19 protein-coding genes are annotated in these 17467 nt (G+C 59.6%); 11 read left to right on the top strand and 8 right to left on the bottom strand.

The window, feature by feature from the left end; translation table 11 throughout:
• Position 1 precedes the first annotated feature (1 nt).
• The 6 genes from ACRZ95_RS13930 to ACRZ95_RS13905 form a co-directional block, all read right to left on the bottom strand.
• Positions 2 to 1030: an endonuclease/exonuclease/phosphatase family protein gene (locus tag ACRZ95_RS13930; RefSeq protein WP_170679651.1), complete on the bottom strand. Its 1029-nt coding sequence runs from the start codon at positions 1028 to 1030 to the stop codon at positions 2 to 4.
• Positions 1027 to 1857, bottom strand: coding sequence for a hypothetical protein (locus tag ACRZ95_RS13925; protein ID WP_170555195.1), 831 nt, complete (start codon positions 1855 to 1857; stop codon positions 1027 to 1029). The genes ACRZ95_RS13930 and ACRZ95_RS13925 overlap by 4 nt, the downstream gene beginning before the upstream one ends.
• A 333-nt stretch (positions 1858 to 2190) precedes the next feature.
• The gene (gene leuD / locus ACRZ95_RS13920) at positions 2191 to 2796 is read right to left on the bottom strand and encodes a 3-isopropylmalate dehydratase small subunit (RefSeq protein ID WP_170472726.1); all 606 of its coding nucleotides are present in this window, start codon (positions 2794 to 2796) and stop codon (positions 2191 to 2193) included.
• Between the two features lie 42 nt (positions 2797 to 2838).
• Positions 2839 to 3393: an HdeD family acid-resistance protein gene (locus tag ACRZ95_RS13915; protein ID WP_170379776.1), complete on the bottom strand. Its 555-nt coding sequence runs from the start codon at positions 3391 to 3393 to the stop codon at positions 2839 to 2841.
• Positions 3394 to 3430: 37 nt separating this feature from the next.
• A complete protein-coding gene (gene leuC, locus ACRZ95_RS13910; RefSeq protein WP_170379774.1) occupies positions 3431 to 4834 on the bottom strand; it encodes a 3-isopropylmalate dehydratase large subunit in 1404 nt (467 codons plus the stop codon).
• 43 nt (positions 4835 to 4877) lie between these two features.
• Positions 4878 to 4985 (bottom strand): isopropylmalate isomerase, encoded by a 108-nt coding sequence (locus ACRZ95_RS13905; RefSeq protein WP_152611973.1) that lies wholly within the window; start codon positions 4983 to 4985, stop codon positions 4878 to 4880.
• A gap of 230 nt (positions 4986 to 5215) precedes the next feature.
• On the opposite strand from ACRZ95_RS13905, the gene rsfS reads away from it, so the two are divergent.
• The 3 genes from rsfS to ACRZ95_RS13890 are packed head-to-tail and all read left to right on the top strand — an operon-like array spanning position 5216 to position 6588.
• Positions 5216 to 5575: a ribosome silencing factor gene (rsfS, locus tag ACRZ95_RS13900; RefSeq protein ID WP_170379770.1), complete on the top strand. Its 360-nt coding sequence runs from the start codon at positions 5216 to 5218 to the stop codon at positions 5573 to 5575.
• A 44-nt stretch (positions 5576 to 5619) separates the two neighbouring features.
• On the top strand, positions 5620 to 6090 hold the full coding sequence (gene rlmH, locus ACRZ95_RS13895; protein WP_170679649.1) for a 23S rRNA (pseudouridine(1915)-N(3))-methyltransferase RlmH: 471 nt from the start codon (positions 5620 to 5622) through the stop codon (positions 6088 to 6090).
• A 12-nt stretch (positions 6091 to 6102) separates the two neighbouring features.
• The gene (locus ACRZ95_RS13890) at positions 6103 to 6588 is read left to right on the top strand and encodes an NAD(P)H-dependent oxidoreductase (protein WP_170679647.1); all 486 of its coding nucleotides are present in this window, start codon (positions 6103 to 6105) and stop codon (positions 6586 to 6588) included.
• 3 nt (positions 6589 to 6591) lie between these two features.
• On the opposite strand, the gene ACRZ95_RS13885 is transcribed toward ACRZ95_RS13890, so the two are convergent.
• Both ACRZ95_RS13885 and ACRZ95_RS13880 read right to left on the bottom strand, forming a co-directional pair.
• The gene (locus tag ACRZ95_RS13885) at positions 6592 to 6939 is read right to left on the bottom strand and encodes a hypothetical protein (protein WP_170679645.1); all 348 of its coding nucleotides are present in this window, start codon (positions 6937 to 6939) and stop codon (positions 6592 to 6594) included.
• A gap of 35 nt (positions 6940 to 6974) precedes the next feature.
• On the bottom strand, positions 6975 to 7685 hold the full coding sequence (locus ACRZ95_RS13880; RefSeq protein WP_170644035.1) for a DUF599 domain-containing protein: 711 nt from the start codon (positions 7683 to 7685) through the stop codon (positions 6975 to 6977).
• An 81-nt stretch (positions 7686 to 7766) separates the two neighbouring features.
• Here ACRZ95_RS13880 and ACRZ95_RS13875 point away from each other — a divergent pair, with 81 nt between their 5' ends.
• The 8 genes from ACRZ95_RS13875 (at position 7767) to ACRZ95_RS13840 (ending at position 17466) form a co-directional block, all read left to right on the top strand.
• The gene (locus ACRZ95_RS13875) at positions 7767 to 9206 is read left to right on the top strand and encodes an FAD-linked oxidase C-terminal domain-containing protein (protein ID WP_170679643.1); all 1440 of its coding nucleotides are present in this window, start codon (positions 7767 to 7769) and stop codon (positions 9204 to 9206) included.
• Between the two features lie 48 nt (positions 9207 to 9254).
• Positions 9255 to 10355, top strand: a complete 1101-nt coding sequence (locus ACRZ95_RS13870) for an FAD-binding protein (RefSeq protein WP_170679641.1) — start codon at positions 9255 to 9257, stop codon at positions 10353 to 10355.
• A gap of 4 nt (positions 10356 to 10359) precedes the next feature.
• Positions 10360 to 11679: a glycolate oxidase subunit GlcF gene (gene glcF, locus ACRZ95_RS13865; protein WP_170679640.1), complete on the top strand. Its 1320-nt coding sequence runs from the start codon at positions 10360 to 10362 to the stop codon at positions 11677 to 11679.
• A gap of 119 nt (positions 11680 to 11798) precedes the next feature.
• On the top strand, positions 11799 to 12590 hold the full coding sequence (locus tag ACRZ95_RS13860; protein WP_480555079.1) for a trypsin-like serine peptidase: 792 nt from the start codon (positions 11799 to 11801) through the stop codon (positions 12588 to 12590).
• Positions 12587 to 13402 (top strand): trypsin-like serine protease, encoded by an 816-nt coding sequence (locus ACRZ95_RS13855; RefSeq protein ID WP_170679638.1) that lies wholly within the window; start codon positions 12587 to 12589, stop codon positions 13400 to 13402. Before ACRZ95_RS13860 ends, ACRZ95_RS13855 begins: the two co-directional genes overlap by 4 nt.
• 126 nt (positions 13403 to 13528) lie before the next feature.
• Complete coding sequence (locus ACRZ95_RS13850; RefSeq protein ID WP_170679636.1) at positions 13529 to 13996, top strand: Hsp20 family protein; 468 nt, start codon at positions 13529 to 13531, stop codon at positions 13994 to 13996.
• A 189-nt stretch (positions 13997 to 14185) separates the two neighbouring features.
• Complete coding sequence (locus tag ACRZ95_RS13845; RefSeq protein WP_170679635.1) at positions 14186 to 15226, top strand: glycosyltransferase family 2 protein; 1041 nt, start codon at positions 14186 to 14188, stop codon at positions 15224 to 15226.
• Positions 15226 to 17466 (top strand): glycosyltransferase family 2 protein, encoded by a 2241-nt coding sequence (locus ACRZ95_RS13840; RefSeq protein ID WP_170679633.1) that lies wholly within the window; start codon positions 15226 to 15228, stop codon positions 17464 to 17466. The genes ACRZ95_RS13845 and ACRZ95_RS13840 overlap by 1 nt, the downstream gene beginning before the upstream one ends.
• The last annotated feature ends 1 nt before the right edge of the window (position 17467 follow it).

The following is a 17467-nucleotide window of genomic DNA, read 5'->3' as shown; positions in this document are numbered from 1 at the left end:
CTTATGGCAGCGCGACATCGACCCACACCAGCCGGTGACGGCTGGCGCGCTGGGCAGTCTCGCGCATCGGGTCCTCAGGGTTGGGCCAGAACACGCCCGACTTGATGACCTGCAGGTCGACTGAGGGCAGGACATAATCCACCCTCAGCTCTCCGACGGCTTTCCAGTTTACAGTTGCGGCGTCGCCCTCTGCGGTCTTGGGCTGGGGGTCTTGCAGGCGGGGTTCCGAGAGAAGCGCGGCTATAGTCTCGGTGCGTCCGTCGCTCTTGCCGGGGTCCAGATTGGCGTCGCCTGCGATGACAAAAGGGCCGTCCGGAACGGGGCCAAGCCGCCCGTCCATCAGCAGGGACCAGAACCGGATCTCATCGCGATTGCGCAGGCCGTTGCGGTCCTCTGGCCCGTCGAAGACCGGCGGAGTGGCGTGAAAGGTCATCAGATTCAGATGACCAAAAGGCGTGGTGACGGGAACCACCCAATGCCCAGTGGAGGACAGCCTCTGCGCCGCCTGCGCCTGTGCTGAAGGGTAGGGCGCGCCATTCACGACCGGCAGTTCAGCCCCCGGAAGTTCTGACCATAACAGGGACGCGAAATCCTGTGCCTCGTCCTGTGCGATCTCGTATCGGGACAGAACGGCCAGCCCACCATGACCCGTAAACAAGCCCCAACCCTGCGAGTCGCCCGGTCCTTGGGTACGTCCGTCTCCGTCCAGGTCCAGCCCGCTGTCTATCCCGGTATTGGGCTGCGCTGTAAAACGATGTGGGTAGTCCAGCCCCGCCGCGCGCAGTGCCTCGGCAAAAGCGGTCAACGCCAAACCATCCATGTCCCAGTCGATCCCTTGCAACGCCAGAATGTCTGGCTGGACCCTTACAAGGACATCAACAACGGCCTGAACCTGTTCGTCATCTCGCTGAATATCGCGCAGCAGCAACCCGGGGCCTTTGCGGCTGAGTTCGGTGTTATAGGTGGCAACGCGCACGGTCTCTGCCTGTGCGGCCAGAGGCAGCATCAGCAGGATCAGGGCACGGATCATGCGGTCTGAGTAGACTCGGTTGTGGAATAGGCGCGGCGTTTCTCAACGATAAGCCCGGCAATCCGCAGGGTCGCCATGCCGCGCATGATCATGCTTGCGGGCAGGAAGGCCCAGGCGCACATGGTCCAGATCAGGGTCTGAGGGTTGCTTAGCGAGATCGGGAGCAAGATATTTGTCAGTAGCTTCATCACTGCCGGGATCAGGAAGGGCAACAGAATGCCGATGCAGATGTTCAGGCGCCCGTCGCGTTGCAGGCGAGTAACCACGTCACCGCCTTTGGTCGGGTCGAACAGAGGCAGGTTTGTCCACACATTGAACGCCCCGTTTCCAGTCGGCCAGCCGCGCAGTTTCACAGCATAGGCGAAGCTTGCGATGGTCACCAATGCGGCCATGTAGGCGATGCTGGCAGCGACACGCACAAGCTCAACCAGCGGCTGGGCAGCATCTGCGGGCAGCATCAAAACGATCAACCGAACCGGCGAATAGGGAAAATCGACTACATTCGCGACGGACAAGCCCATCGCGTAGGAAAAGCGGGTCATTTCAGTCGGCGCATAGGCGTTTTTGCAGATCAGCGTCAGGAACGTGACCATCGACATCAGGCCAACGAACCGCAAACGGTTCACCGGCGGCGCATCACGGAATTCAATAAAGCTGGGGAAGGCCGAGTTATATTCGGCAAAGGTCAGGATGAACGCGAGGATCGCGAGGAAGACAATGACCTCGGTCCCGTTCGTCGATGAAACTGGCAGGTACAACGCGGGGGTCAACACCATAACGGCGACCAAAATCCCACGTATCGCCGCCCCTGTCGTGCGTGCAATCACTATCCGAACCCTTTTTCAAACCGGAACCAGCCAATTCTGTGTCGGCTTCATTCCAACTTGTGCCCGTCGCCTGCGTTTTATGACGGATACCTCTTTCGACCAAACATGGACGATAAGCGGTAATTCGCTCAAGCCAGGGTGCAGATAACACGTGATTTCGGGCAAAATGATGGCGCAACTGGTGCGGGATTGCATCAATTTCGACGCAAATCCGACGTGTATCTCAATTTGAGACCTACATGTTGTGTTTCTCGGATTTTCAACCCCAAGAATGCGAACGGAGCCGCCTTGGCGACTCCGTTAGGTTGAGTATCAACAGATTCGTCCCCAGAATCACACCCAGGGGCGGGCCTGACCGGCGTGATCCTCGAACTTGTCGATGTGATGGTCTTTTTCCATCGTCAGGCCGATATCGTCCAGACCGTTCAGCAGGCAGTGCTTGCGGTGCGGGTCAATGTCGAAGGTGATCTCAACACCGTCCGAAGTGGTAATCTTCTGATCTTCCAGATGCACGGTCATGCGGGCGTTTTCACCCTTGTGCGCGTCATCCATCAGAACCGCGTGATGCTCTTCTTCGACCACGATAGGCAGGATGCCGTTCTTGAAGCAGTTGTTGAAGAAGATGTCGGCGAAGCTGGTCGAGATCACGACCTTTATGCCGAAATCCTTGATGGCCCAAGGTGCGTGTTCGCGCGAGGAGCCGCAGCCGAAATTGTCGCCGGCCACCAGAATCTCGGCCTCGCGATAGGCAGGTTTGTTCAGAACGAACTCTTCGTTTTCCTGCCCGTCGTCGTGATAGCGCATCTCGTCAAACAGAACGACGCCAAGGCCGGACCGTTTGATGGTCTTCAGGTGAACTTTGGGGATGATCATATCGGTGTCGATATTGATCAGTGGCATTGGGGCGGCCACCCCGTGGACTTTGTCAAACTTTTCCATGTCTACACTCCTGCGGGGTAGGGCCGCGCCCGTGCCTCGCGTCTAAGCTTCTTTCGCTTCAGTTGTTTCGTCTTTGGGTGCGTTCTTGACGAAGAACGCCATGAAGACCAATCCGAACCCGTTAAACAGCATCTCGATGCCCAGGAAGATCCCCAGAATGCTCAGCAGGGCCTGCGGTTGCTGCCCGACATAGCTCCAGATGATGCCTGCGAGGACGATCGACAAGATGCCTGAGATCATCGTGGGCCAGAAAAACTGCGTTCCCTTCATCTGGAACGACAGAATGATCCGCGCGATGCCGCCTGCCATGAACAGGATCAGCATAACGGTCGCCAGCGTCAGCGTGCCCTGCAGCGGGTGATCCAGAAAAGACCAGCCCAGAAACAGCATGACCGCACCCATGATGAGTGACAGGATCTTGTTGCCGACGCCTTCAACCGTGAAGCCGCCAACAACCTGCAGCACGCCCGAGATCAGTAGCAACACACCGGTTACCACCGTTACGGCGACAGATGCCACGACAGGTGCGCCCAGCACAAAGATACCGAACGCTATGGATAGGAGCCCCAGCAGGAGCCATTTGATCCAGTCACTCATTTGTTCAATCCCTCAAATATCTAGATATGAGGGGACCTTACATCAATTCACGGACGTCTGTCAGCCGTCCTGTGATTGCCGCAGCGGCAGCCATTGCCGGGCTCAGCAGGTGAGTCCGCCCACCACGCCCCTGACGACCTTCGAAATTGCGGTTCGAAGTAGCGGCACAGCGCTCGCCCGGTTGCAGCTGGTCGGGGTTCATCGCCAGACACATCGAGCATCCCGCCAGACGCCATTCGAAACCGGCCTCTTTGAAGATTTCGGCAAGGCCTTCTTCTTCGGCCTGAGCGCGGACAAGACCCGAACCGGGCACGACCATGGCGCGCATGCCGTCCTTGATCTTCTTGCCCTTCAGAATTTCCGCGGCGGCGCGCAGATCTTCGATACGACCGTTAGTGCAGGACCCGATAAAGACGGTGTCGACTTCGACATCGCTCAGCTTCTGACCGGCTTCCAGACCCATATATTCGATCGAACGGCGGGCCGCGTCGACTTTGCCGCCTTCAAAGTCCTCAGGGTGCGGGACGGTTGCTGTGATCGGTAGAACGTCTTCGGGGCTAGTGCCCCATGTGACGACCGGCGCAATATCTTCACCACGTAGCGTGATGACCTTGTCAAAATGCGCGCCTTCGTCGGTGTAGAGCGTTTTCCACCAGTCCAGCGCCGCTTCCCACTGAGCTCCTTTCGGAGCATGCGGGCGACCTTTGACATATTCAAACGTGGTTTCGTCCGGCGCGATCAGACCGGCACGCGCGCCACCTTCGATCGCCATGTTGCAGACGGTCATGCGACCTTCCATAGACAGATCGCGGATTGCTTCACCGCAATATTCGATGACATAGCCGGTGCCGCCAGCAGTGCCGGTCTCACCGATCACGGCCAGAGTGATGTCTTTGGCGGTCACGCCCGGCTGCAATTTGCCGGTGATCTCGACCTTCATGTTCTTGGACTTCTTCTGGATCAGGGTCTGGGTGGCCAGAACGTGCTCGACCTCAGACGTCCCGATGCCGTGAGCCAGAGCACCAAAAGCGCCATGGGTGGCGGTGTGGCTGTCGCCGCAAACGACAGTCATGCCGGGCAGGGTCCAGCCTTGCTCAGGGCCGACGATGTGGACGATACCCTGGCGGACGTCATGCACCGGATAGTAGTGAATGCCGAAATCCTTAGCGTTCTTGTCCAGTGCTTCGACCTGAATGCGCGATTCGGGGTTTTCGATCCCGTTCACACGGTCCGGCGTGGTCGGAACGTTGTGGTCCGGCACGGCGATGGTCTTTTCCGGCGCGCGCACCTTGCGGCCTGCCATGCGCAGGCCTTCGAAGGCCTGTGGGCTGGTTACTTCATGAACCAAGTGGCGGTCGATATAAAGCAGGCAGGTGCCATCATCGGCTTCATGCGCGACATGAGCATCCCAGATCTTGTCATAGAGTGTTTTGGGGGACATCGGTCCTCTCCCGTATGTAATGAGAAATAGCTGGCGAGGTGGCTTAGGCCGCCGATAGGCGGGCCAGAACCGTGCGGGCAGCCCCATAGAACCGTTCGCGCAACCGCGCGCGGTCTTCCAGATTCTGAAGTTGGGCTACATTGAGTCTCATATTTCGGTCAGATATAGACACTGGCCGAGTCTATCAAGGTCTTGTAAGGCCCCCAGATGCCATCAGGGCACATTCATGCGAGGCATCAGGCGTGCTTCATTGAAATGTCATGGGTCGCTTGCTACCTTGAATTTACCCTGCGCCGGGTTTTACGGCGCGCAGCAAAGGAGGACTATGTCCTGTCTCTACATACCCAGGCGGGTTTGCCCGCCGATGACGGGGCCAGTGTAATGGCCCACTCTCAGTCAATCAGCGACAAGCTGCTTGAGCGTATCCTTTCCTCACTTTCCGACGACAAGGCCGAAGACGTCGTGCAGATCAACCTGCAAGGTAAGTCTTCTGTTGCGGATCATATGGTGATTGCCTCGGGTCGGTCGACCCGTCAGGTCGCAGCCATGGCGGAAAAGCTGACGGATCGCATCAAGCAGGAATTCGGTTTCACCTCGAAGGTCGAAGGCAAGGATGCCGGTGACTGGGTGTTGATCGATACGGGCGACGTAATCGTCCATATCTTCCGCCCCGAAGTGCGTGAATTCTACCAGCTGGAAAAGATGTGGCAGCCTGCGGGCGGCAGCGCCTCAGCCAACTGAGGCGCCATCCCGGCCTTTATTGAATGGCCGGAGGCGAGAGAGATATGCGTATCAGCATAGTTGCGGTCGGGCGATTGCGCGCCGGACCCGAGAAAACCCTGCTTGACGATTACCTGACCCGTTTCGACCGCACTGGCCGTGGCCTGGGCCTTGGTCCTGCGCGGATGATCGAGGTTGAAGACAAGAAAAACGCAGGCATGGGCGCCGAGGCCGGTCTGCTGCGCAAGGCACTGCCCAAAGGCGCTGTGATTTTTACGCTGGATGAGCGCGGACGGCTGATGTCTTCACCGGATTTTGCCCAAAAGCTGGGGTATTGGCGCGACGCCGGGCGGCAGGATCTGGCGCTGATCATCGGTGGAGCAGATGGAATTGACCCTTCACTGCGCGCTGAGGCGGATTTTTCCATCTCATTCGGGTCCATGGTCTGGCCCCATATGCTGGTCCGTGTAATGTTGGCCGAGCAACTCTACCGGGCCGCAACCATCTTGTCGGGCGGCCCCTATCACCGGGTCTGAAACGGGTCTGACATGGCGCAGCTTCTGATTGTCTATCATTCGCGCACCGGCGGTGCTCGGCAAATGGCCGAAGCAGCGGCCGAGGCCGGTAGGGATGAGGCAGATATCGTCCTGAAAACCGCAGATCAGGCCGGGCCCGACGATCTGCTGGCCGCCGACGGCTACATTTTCTGCGCCCCCGAAAACCTCGCCGCGATTTCTGGCCTGATGAAAGAGTTCTTCGATCGCAGCTATTATCCCGTTCTGGGCCGGGTCGAAGGTCGCCCCTACGCTCAGATGGTGTGTGCCGGGTCTGACGGAGAGAACGCCGCCCGTCAAACCGCCCGCATCGCCACCGGCTGGCGGTTGAAAGAAGTGCAGCCGCCTTTGATCATCTGCACTTATGCTCAATCGCCTGAGGCGATACTGGCTGAGAAGACAATCCCCGAAGACCAGCTGGATCAATGCCGCGAGATCGGCGCTGCTATGGCGGCGGGGCTGAGCCTCGGGGTGTTCTGATCCTTAGTTCAGGTCGATGATCGTGGTGTCTTCGCTCCAACCGCCGACATTGTCGCGGGCTTGAATCTGCACCTGCGTGATACCTTCGGGAATCGAAACGCCGCTCAGCGAGCGGGTGAAGGGCTGTTCGTCCACATGCGGGTGATGCAACACGCGCATACCAAGCTCGGCCCCGTCCATGTCCAGCACACGCCAACCATCGGCGTAGTCATCCCATCCGGTATCCGGATGCCGGATCGTCACATCAAAACGCCACGTATCTCCGCTGCGGCTGGCCGAGACGCTCTCGATGGTCGGAGGATCGGCAAGAACGGGTGTGGCAAAGAAAGCAGTCAGAATCAGATAGCGCATGGGCAGATCCTAAGGAATTGGTTGCGAAATAGGGATCACGTCTTGGTGTCAGGGGGCAAGGTCAGAAGCACCGTTCTCGAATGTGATGCGAACTCACGCCGGTAGAGAACACCGAATGTGATCACGGTGCCAATGATCAACGCGATGGGGCCTAGAAACCACGCAAGCGAGGCAAGCGCGAAGTAGGTGGCCCTGAGCGCGCGGTTGAAACTGCGGGCGGCGGTCACACAGATCTCGGCGGCTTGCCTAGCGCGCGGGTAGGCTTCCGGGTCATCGGGTTCATTCGGCACGGCCGCCATCAGAACGGCGCAGTAGCCGAACAAGCGGTGCGCCCAGACGTATTTTAGAAACGCGTTTGCCAGAAACAGGATTACGACGAGGATCTTAATCTCCCACACCAATGCAGGGGCGCTGCCGATGGCCAGATCGCTGGCAACGCCTGCCAGTTGCTCGGTATTACCCAACAAGGCCAGCCCACCGCCAATTGCGATCATCGTGGTTGAGGCGAAAAAGGTGCTGCCCTGCCGCATGGCTGCAACAACCTGTGCGTCGAACATGCGGGGCTGGCGGGTGACCATCTCGTGCATCCAGCCGCGGCGGAAATCGTCCATCATCATCGCAACAGACAGTTTGCCCGGCGAAGGGTGTTCGATCTTCCAGCCGATCCCTTGCCAGGCCACCAGCAAAAGCAAAACGGCCGCATAGTCCAGCGTCGAAAACATAAGCGCGCGATCAATCCAGGTCATGGCGCGACAGTAGGGTCAGATCATAAAACTTGCCAGACGGAGAAATTGGTAATATTATTTTACCAAATTGGAGGATCAGCCATGGAAATGCCCCAGCCAAATCCTGATGTGCTTGCCCGAAAGCAGGCCGTTCTGGCGCGATTGCTGCAGGTTTTGCCTGAGGACGCAGTGATTCACGACCCGTCGGAAACGCGGGCCTATGAGTGTGACGCGCTGACCGCGTATCGTTGCCCACCCATGCTGGCGGTGCTGCCTTCGACCACGCAGGAGGTCTCGGACGTGCTGCGCATTTGCCATGACGAAGGCGTGCCGGTGGTCCCGCGCGGTTCGGGGACTTCGTTGGCCGGCGGGGCGCTGCCAACGGCGGATTGTGTGATCCTTGGCGTCGCGCGCATGAATGACGTGCTGGAGACGGACTATGACAACCGTTTCATCCGCGTTCAGACCGGCCGCACCAATCTCAGCGTGACTGGCGCGGTTGAAGAGGAGGATTTCTTCTACGCCCCCGATCCATCATCCCAGCTGGCCTGTGCGATTGCGGGGAACATCGCGATGAATTCGGGCGGAGCGCATTGCCTGAAATACGGCGTGACCACCAACAACCTGTTGGGCGTGACCATGGTGATGATGGATGGCAGCGTGGTCGAGATCGGCGGCGCGCATCTGGATTCCGGCGGGCTGGACCTGTTGGGCGTGATCTGCGGCTCGGAAGGTCAGCTTGGCGTCGTGACCGAGGCGACGCTCCGCATCCTGCGCAAACCTGAGGGCGCGCGGCCTGTTCTGATGGGGTTCGATGACAATGAGGTGGCCGGTCAATGCGTCTCGGACATCATCAAGTCGGGTATCTTGCCGGTTGCGATCGAGTTCATGGATACGCTCTGCATCAAGGCGTGTGAGAACTTCGCCCATGCCGGCTATCCTGACTGCCACGCGCTGCTGATTGTCGAGGTCGAAGGCTCAGATGCCGAGATCGACTATCAACTGTCGAAGACCGTCGAGATTGCGAAGCGCCACAACCCGGTGGAACTGCGCGAAAGCCAGTCCGCTGAAGAAAGTGCCAAGATCTGGCTGGGTCGGAAATCGGCCTTTGGCGCGATGGGGCAGATGAACGACTACATGTGTCTGGACGGCACGATCCCGGTCTCGGCGCTGCCTCAGGTTCTGCGCCGCATCGGCGAGTTGAGCGAGGACTATGGCCTGCCTGTCGGCAATGTTTTCCACGCAGGCGACGGCAATATGCACCCGCTGATCCTGTTTGATGCCAATAAGCCCGGTGATCTGGAAAAATGCGAGGCGTTTGGTGCCGATATCCTAAAGCTCTGCGTCGATGTGGGCGGCTGCCTGACCGGAGAGCACGGGGTGGGCATCGAGAAACGGGATCTGATGTCGCATCAATATAGCGCGGCCGATCTTGAGGCGCAGATGGCGGTGAAGGATGTGTTCGACCCGCAGTGGCTGTTGAATCCGGCCAAGGTGTTCCCGTTGGACGTTTCACAGGCGCGGCGGATGGCTGCGGAATAGGGGCTCTGTCCCCATCCCCCCGAAGTATTTTAGAACAGAAGAAGTGTCATGAGACCTGAGACAGAAACGGAGCTGGCCGAGATCGTGGCCGGGTTGCAGTGGCCGGTGCGAATTGCAGGTGGCGGGACGCGCGGGGTGTATGGCCCGGGGGCGGTTTTGAATGTGGATGGGTTGCGTGGGATATCGCTCTATGAACCCGGTGCGCTGACTTTGGTTGCGCAGGCGGGAACCCCGGTGGCTGAGATTGACGCCGCGCTGGAGGCCGAAGGTCAGCAACTGGCGTTCGAGCCTGCGGATTACCGTGCGCTTCTGGACACCTCGGGTGAGCCGACAATAGGCGGAGTTGTCGCTGCCAATATCTCGGGGCCACGGCGGGTGCTGGCCGGGGCGTGCCGGGATTTTCTGCTGGGCGTGCGCTATGTCGACGGGCAGGGGCAGGTCGTCAAGAATGGCGGGCGGGTGATGAAGAATGTCACCGGCTATGATCTGGTCAAGCTGATGGCGGGCTCTTGGGGCACGCTGGGGGTGTTGACCGAGGTGTCGTTGAAAGTGTTGCCGAAACCCGAAGCGGTCGTGACCCTGGGCGTGCCGGTTGCCCATGCCACGGGTGCGGTTGAGGTTCTGTCGGCTGCGTTGAGGTCGCCTTATGAGGTGAGCGGGGCTGCCTTTGCCCCCGAAACAGGTCAGGCATTGTTGCGGGTTGAGGGGTTTGCGGACTCGGTTGCGTATCGTGTCGGACGATTGCAGGACGTGCTGTCGGGGTTCGGCGAGGTAGCCGTTGTAGAGGATTCAGATGCCACCTGGCGTGCGATCCGGGACGTGACCCCGTTCGCGGGCAAAGAGGGCGATGTCTGGCGGATCTCGGTCAAGCCCAGCGATGCGCCGGAGATCACTGCGCGGCTTGAGGCCAATAAACTCTTACTCGATTGGGGTGGCGGTTTGATCTGGGCGTTGGTGGATGAGGGCACCGATGTCCGCGCGCGGCTTGGCGGTTTTCAGGGCCATGCCTCTATCGTGCGGGCTAAACCCGAAACCGTTGAGGCGCTGGGCCGTTTCCAACCGGAGCCCGCACCGGTTGCAGCCCTGAGTCAAGGGTTGCGGCAGCGGTTCGACCCAAAAGCTCTGTTTAGTCCGGGATTGATGGGGTAGGCCGATGCAGACGACTTTCACCGAAGAACAGCTGCAGGACCCAGGCATTCAACGCGCAAACGAGATCTTGCGCAGCTGTGTTCATTGCGGGTTTTGCACCGCCACATGCCCCACCTATCAGGTACTGGGGGATGAGCTGGACAGCCCGCGCGGCCGTATCTACCTGATCAAGGATATGCTTGAGAATGAGCGTGTACCGGACGAGAAAACGGTAAAACATATCGACCGTTGCCTGTCCTGTCTGGCCTGCATGACGACCTGCCCGTCCGGTGTGCATTACATGCATCTGGTCGATCACGCGCGCGAGTATATCGAAAACAACTACAAGCGCCCATTGACCGATCGTGTGCTGCGCTGGGTTCTGGCGCAGATCTTGCCCTATCCGATGCGATTTCGCTGGGCCTTGATGGGGGCCAAGCTGGGTCGTCCGTTCCGGTTCTTGATGCCGGATGCCCGTCTGCGAGCGATGCTGGACATGGCGCCGAAACATATCCCTCCGGTCAGTCGCAATGACGACCCGCAGAGCTTTGCGCCCAAAACACCGCGCAAAAAGCGAGTGGCCTTGATGACGGGCTGTGCGCAAAAGGCGCTGAACACCGATATCAACGACGCAACGATCCGTCTTCTGACCAGGTTGGGATGCGAGGTGGTTGTCGCCGAAGGGGCCGGATGTTGTGGTGCGCTGACCCACCACATGGGCAAAAGCAAGCAGAGCCACGCGGCGGCTGCAAGCAATATCCGTGCTTGGGTGCGTGAAATGGATGGGGATGGGCTGGACGCCATCGTCATTAACACCTCGGGCTGTGGGACGACGGTCAAGGACTATGGGCACATGTTCCGAAATGACCCTCTGGCACAGGACGCGGCACGGGTGTCGGCCCTTGCGATGGATGTCAGTGAGGTCCTGATGCAATTGGATCTGCCCGAGCAGTCGGATCAAGGGCTGACCGTGGCCTATCACGCGGCGTGTTCGCTGCAACACGGGCAGCAGATCAAGACCTACCCGAAGGAGCTGCTGAAAAGCGCTGGCTTCAAGGTTGTTGAACCCGCTGACAGCCATCTGTGTTGCGGCAGTGCGGGCACGTATAACCTGATGCAGCCCGAGATCTCGGGCCAGCTGAAACAGCGCAAGGTGCGAACGCTTGAGGCGAAAAAGCCCGACCTGATCGCTGCGGGGAATATCGGCTGCATGATGCAGATCGGATCGGGGACCGAGCTGCCGATCGTTCATACGGTCGAGCTGCTGGATTGGGCCACCGGAGGCCCGAAACCTCGTGGTTTGCAGACGGGCAGGGCGACCTCAGAGGTGCCTATTTTGCGCTAGGCAGCGATGATGCGCCTTGGCATCAGTTGAACAGGAAATTTCCGCCAAGCCGACCTGCCCTATTTTCGCCCCACGCGACCCGTAGAACAGTTGACCGGAACGGATAGCCGGAGAACCGCGTGCGCAACTGGATCAAGGCCATCGCGCTGAGTGTGCTGCCAATGGCCGCCTCGGCGCAGGATACCGGGCTGAAAAGCCTCGAGACGTCGGATTCCGGGCGGCAATGGATGGCCGTGGGGCGGCTGGATATTGACGGCACCGGGTTTTGTACCGGCGCGTTGATCTCACCCACTCTGGTGCTGACCGCCGCGCATTGCCTGTTCGAAAAACATACCAAGAAGCGAATCGACCCGTCGCGGATCGAGTTTCTGGCGGGTTGGCGACGTGGGAGCGCTTCGGCCTATCGTCCGGCGCGTCAGGCCGTGATTCATCCGAAATATGTATACAATGGCAGGGCCACCAGCGACCGTGTCCGCTATGATCTGGCGTTGATTGAGCTCTGGCAGCCGGTTCGAAACACCACCGTTATTCCTTTTGAGACCGGTGCACGCCCCGACCAAGGCGAGCAGGTGGGTGTCGTGTCTTACGCGCATGACCGGGCCGAAGCCCCGTCGCTGCAGCAGGTTTGCTCGGTCATGGCTGGGCACCGTGGTGTTTTGGTAATGTCCTGCGACGTTGATTTCGGGGCCTCTGGCGCGCCGATTTTCTCTCTGAGTGGTGAGCGTCCGCGAATCGTATCTGTGGTGTCGGCCAAAGCCGAGCTTAACGGGGAAAACGTATCATTGGGCACCGCGCTGGATGGATCGCTGCAGCTGTTGCAGGCGGAACTGTCCAATGGCAATGGGTTTGGCCTGTCTTCGGGCAGCACCGGGTCTGGCAAGAATGTCGGGGCAAGGTTTATCCGGCCATGAGGAATGCCTTTGCCCTTTTCGTCCTGTGCGCCTCTTTGGTGGCCACGGCGGCGCAGGCCCAAAGCAACAAACGCACACTGACGGATCGCGATGACCTCTACGGGTGGGAGGCGATCGGCCGGCTTGATGTGGGCAAACGGTCCTTCTGTACGGGGACGCTGATAGCGCAGGACATGGTGCTGACAGCCGCCCATTGTGCCTTGGACAAACGCACCGGACAGGCCTATGAGCCGGGCGAGGTGACGTTCCGCGCTGGGCTGAGCAATGGCGTCGCCCTGGCCGAGCGCAAGGTGGTTCAGATTGCCACGCTTCCAAGCTATGGGACCAATGACCCTCTGTCGAACCAAGGTGTGCGCGAAGACGTGGCGCTGATGCGGCTGGAGGAACCGATCCCCTATTCGATTGCCGATCCGTTTGTCCTGTATAAGGGGCCCGTCATCGGCTCGGAACTCAGTATCGCCTCTTACGGTCGAGGACGGTCCGAGGCCATAACACGCGAAAAATCCTGTCGAATCCTGGATCGGCGAGACGGGCTGATCACCTTTGATTGCGATGTCACCTTTGGCTCATCGGGGTCGGCTGTTCTGACCAAAAACGGGTCGCGCTGGCAGATTTTGTCGGTTGTCTCCGCTATTGGCGAGAGCGGGGGGCGCAAGATCGGCTTCGGGATGGAACTGTCTCCGGTCGTCTCCGAACTCAAGGCGATCATGCGGCGGGATGTACCCCAACCCAAAGCCAATATCCGCAGATTTCAGGTGGGTTCGGGCAAGTCCGGATCGGGCGCGAAATTCATCAGCTCGGGCGGGGGTTGAACTTACCCAAATCGTTACCCATTTGATTTGTATCGGATCGCCACAACGGGGTCCGGTATAACCCAAGGCCCGTCCAGATCGGAGGGCTGAACATCGTAAATCGCTCTAGGATGAGGATAACGACACATGCGTACATTTGATTTTGCACCGCTGCACCGCGCCACCATTGGTTTTGACCAGATCGCCGACATGATGGACCGCGTTCTGACCAACGACGTGGCACAGCCCAGCTATCCCCCATATAACATCGAAAAAACCGACGCCGACACCTATCGGATTTCCGTCGCTGTCGCCGGTTTTTCCGAAGAAGACCTGTCCGTCGAAGTGAAGGAAAACGCACTGATCGTGGCTGGCAAGAAAGCCGCCGAGGACAAGGACCGCAGCTATCTGCACCGCGGTATCGCCAACCGTGCGTTTGAGCGCCGCTTTGCTCTGGCCGACCATGTCCGCGTGACAGGTGCCAGCCATGAAAACGGCATGCTGAACATTGACCTGAAGCGCGAAGTGCCCGAAGCGCTGAAACCGCGCCGGATTCAGATTTCCTCGGGCAAGGCCATCGAAAAAGATGTGGTTGATGCCAAGGCCGTGAACTAACACGCCTTAAGTACCTGCGGCGGTCTCCTCCTCCCTGACCGCCGCAACACCCGCCCCGCGTTCCTCCAGACGCGGGGCGTTGTTTTTTGGCGCTACCCAAGCGCTCCCTTCCCTGATCAACCGCGTGGCTTTCCTGTTCCGATCTGCCTATAAGTGAATGAAAAGACCAAGAGCAGTCAGAGGTCATGCATGACCCTATTGGGCATCACATGTCAGAAGGATGACGGGCCGTTTCTGGTAGAATGGCTGGCCCATCACCTTGCGGCAGGCGTCGACCGGTTTCTGGTTCTAAGCCACGATTGCTCGGATGGGTCCGATGCGTTGCTGAGTGCGCTGGCGCAAAACGCGCGGATCGAACATCTGCCCTTTAACCCCAAGGGCAACAAGGCGGTGCAATGGCAGGCGTTGAAACACGCTTCGGATCACCCGGCCTACGCCTCGGCCGACTGGGCGCTGTTTTTTGACTGTGATGAATTCTTGTGTCTGCAAGATGCTTCTCTGCCCGATCTCCTGACTCGGTTCGAGGCAGCATCAGGGCTCTTCGATGCCCTTGCCCTGCCGTGGCGGTTCTTTGGCGCAGGCGGCCAAGTGAAGCGTGGCGGCGGTTTGACGCCCGAGAGGTTTACGCAAGCCGCACCCGCGGATCTGCATTTTCCCCTCGGCCACCTGTTCAAGACGCTCCACCGTCCGGCGGCGTTTCAGAAGCTGGGGGTGCATCGGCCCCGCAGCAAACCGTCAAAACCTGCGCGTTGGATCGGACCGGATGGGGCGGACTTGCCTGCGGGCTTTGCGGGGAATGACGGCGCGATTTCGCTCTATGGTCTGCCAATGGGCGCGCGTCAGGTCTGGCTGAACCACTATGCCCTGCGCTCGCGTGAAGAGTTCATGGTCAAACGCGTGCGCGGTTTGCCGAACCACATGGATCGCGAGATTGGGATGACCTATTGGGCCGAGCGCAACTGGAACACGGTCGAAGAGACAAGCATTTCCGCAATGATGAACGTGACCCGTGCTGTTTACGCCGACCTGATGGACCTGCCCGGCGTAGCTGCCGCGCATGAGGCCTGCCTGAACTGGCACCGCGCCGCCTATGCGGCCTTGCAGCAAGATATCGAGGCCGTACGGCTGGAGTTCCGCCTAGGGCTGGTCAACAGCATCCCGCCCTCGGCGCAAGAGGGGGCCGCGTTTGTTGCCCGACAGGTCTCGCTTTTGTCAAAGGCGGCTGAGTGATGGGGCTAATCGAACGGCAGCTTGCAGGTCAGGATTTGGGTGTCGCGATCCTGCTCGATGCGGTTGTGCATCAGGATGGCGGCGCGCAGGTCGTCACGTTGTTCTTTGACCGTTTGATCGAGCCTGAGGATGTCATCCCCTCTGATGGCAGTAAGCTTGAGGAGATGGGCGCTGTGGGCGACGCGCGCATCCTGCGATATCGCTTGCCGCAACACGCTTTGCCTCGGTTCACGATCTGCGGTGTTCCGTTTGAGGCCAGTGCGCCCTCGGAATGCGCGCTGTTTGAGGGACAGAATGCGTTTATCGCTCAACGCAACGGCGAAAGCGTTGAGATCGTGTTGCAGTGGCTGACCTATCACATCGAAACGCAGGGTCTTGAGGCCGCAGTGATCCTGGATCGCGCCCCTCCGGGTGCCGAGGATGGGTTTGTCGCCGCGCTTCGCGAGGGTTTGGAAGCTCACGCTCTAACCTGTCAGGTGGTTCTGGTTCAAAGCCGGGTGCCGCTGGGCAAGCCCGACCTGCCACCCGAGGCGCACCCCTATTGCGTTAGCGAGTCGCCGGGCAAGGACCGGATGAAGGTCCCGCCCCCCAGCCCATGGGACAGCCCGCTTGGAGCGTTTTCGGTCTATGAAATCATGCGCACACGGTTTCTGGCGCAGGCGCGCGCCGTGGCAAATATCGACGTGCATGACCTTATGGTCGAAACAGATACATCCGTCTTCGACGCAGCCGTTGCATCCGAGGGCGGGCTGATCGCGCTGTTCGGACGGCATTGCTATCCGTGGCGCGTGCGTGTGGGCCAAAAGGCGCATTTCGGCGATCATATCTGTGTGCAGTTTGATGCGACGGGCGGTCGGCAGCGCTGGTGCATCGCGCCGGCCAAATCCGCCCCAGATGCGGTCTGGCGGCTGGTCCGGGTCGGAAATGCGCGCCCGGATTCGACCCGAACTATGGGGTTCTACCGTCACATGTTGTTGCGGCACCCGACACGTTCGATCTCGAAAATCGTGCCCAAGACCTCTCTGATCGAGCATGAGCCGCTGTTGCAATTGTCCGCCACGACCTGGGGGCACAAGCCAGTGCGGATGCCCGAGTTGGAGGTCACTTCACAGCAAACAGGGCGCGGGCGGTGTGCCATCGTGACCACGATGAAGAACGAAGGCCCATTCATTCTGGAATGGCTCGCCTATCATCGGGCCATCGGGTTCGATGACTTCCTGATCTACACCAATGACTGCACCGACGGCACCGATACGATGCTGGAGATGCTGCAAAGCAAAGGCCTGGTTCAACACCGAGACAACCCGTTCCGTCAGATGGACATGCGCCCGCAGCACGCGGCCCTGCATTCCGCGGATGATGAGCAGATCGTCAAAGACGCGACGTGGGTCGCCTGCATTGATGTGGACGAATACGTGAACATCAAATGCGGCGACGGCACTCTGGACGCGCTGTTTGCCGCTGTGCCTGACGCCAACATGATCGCGATGACTTGGCGGCTGTTCGGCAATGGCGATCTGCATGGGTTCGAGGACCGGCCCATCATCGAACAGTTCCAGCGCTGCGCCCCTGAATATGCCCGCAAACCGCATCAGGCCTGGGGGTTCAAGACGCTGTTCCGCAATATCGGCCTGTTCCGAAAGCTGGGGGTGCATCGCCCCAAGGGCCTCAATCCGCAATTGTGGGAGGAGATCAACTGGGTCAACGGGTCCGGCGCGCCGATGCCACGTTCGATGTTTCGCAATGGCTGGCGGTCCACGATCAACACCTATGGCTATGATCTGGTGCAGTTGAACCACTACGCCGTCCGCTCTGCCGAGAGCTTTTTGGTCAAGCGCGACCGGGGCCGGGTGAACCATGTTGAGCGGGATCAGGGCCTCGCCTACTGGTTCCGCATGAACAACAACTACGCCGAGGATCATTCCATAGCGCGCATGGTGCCAGCGATGCGGGCCGAGTTGGACCGCCTGCTCAGCGATCCCGAGATCGCCGCCGCACATGCCCATTCGGTAGATCGCCACCGCGCCAAGATCGCGGAGCTGAAGGCCACGCCGAACTACGCCGCGTTCTACGCCGAACTGACCGGCGCGCGCCTTGAAAAGCTTGCGCGTCTGCACCGGCATTTCGGGGCGAATGTGTTCCTCAAAGGTCCTTCATCCATTCCGGATGACGTGCTGGAACGTGACCCCGACAAGGATTGGTTCTTTACCGTCGATCATGACGGGGAAACCCAGCATTAGA

This window comes from Ruegeria sp. AI3 (assembly GCF_056541245.1).
Note: the sequence above shows the minus strand (reverse complement) of the source record. Positions and strands in the feature narration are given on the sequence as shown.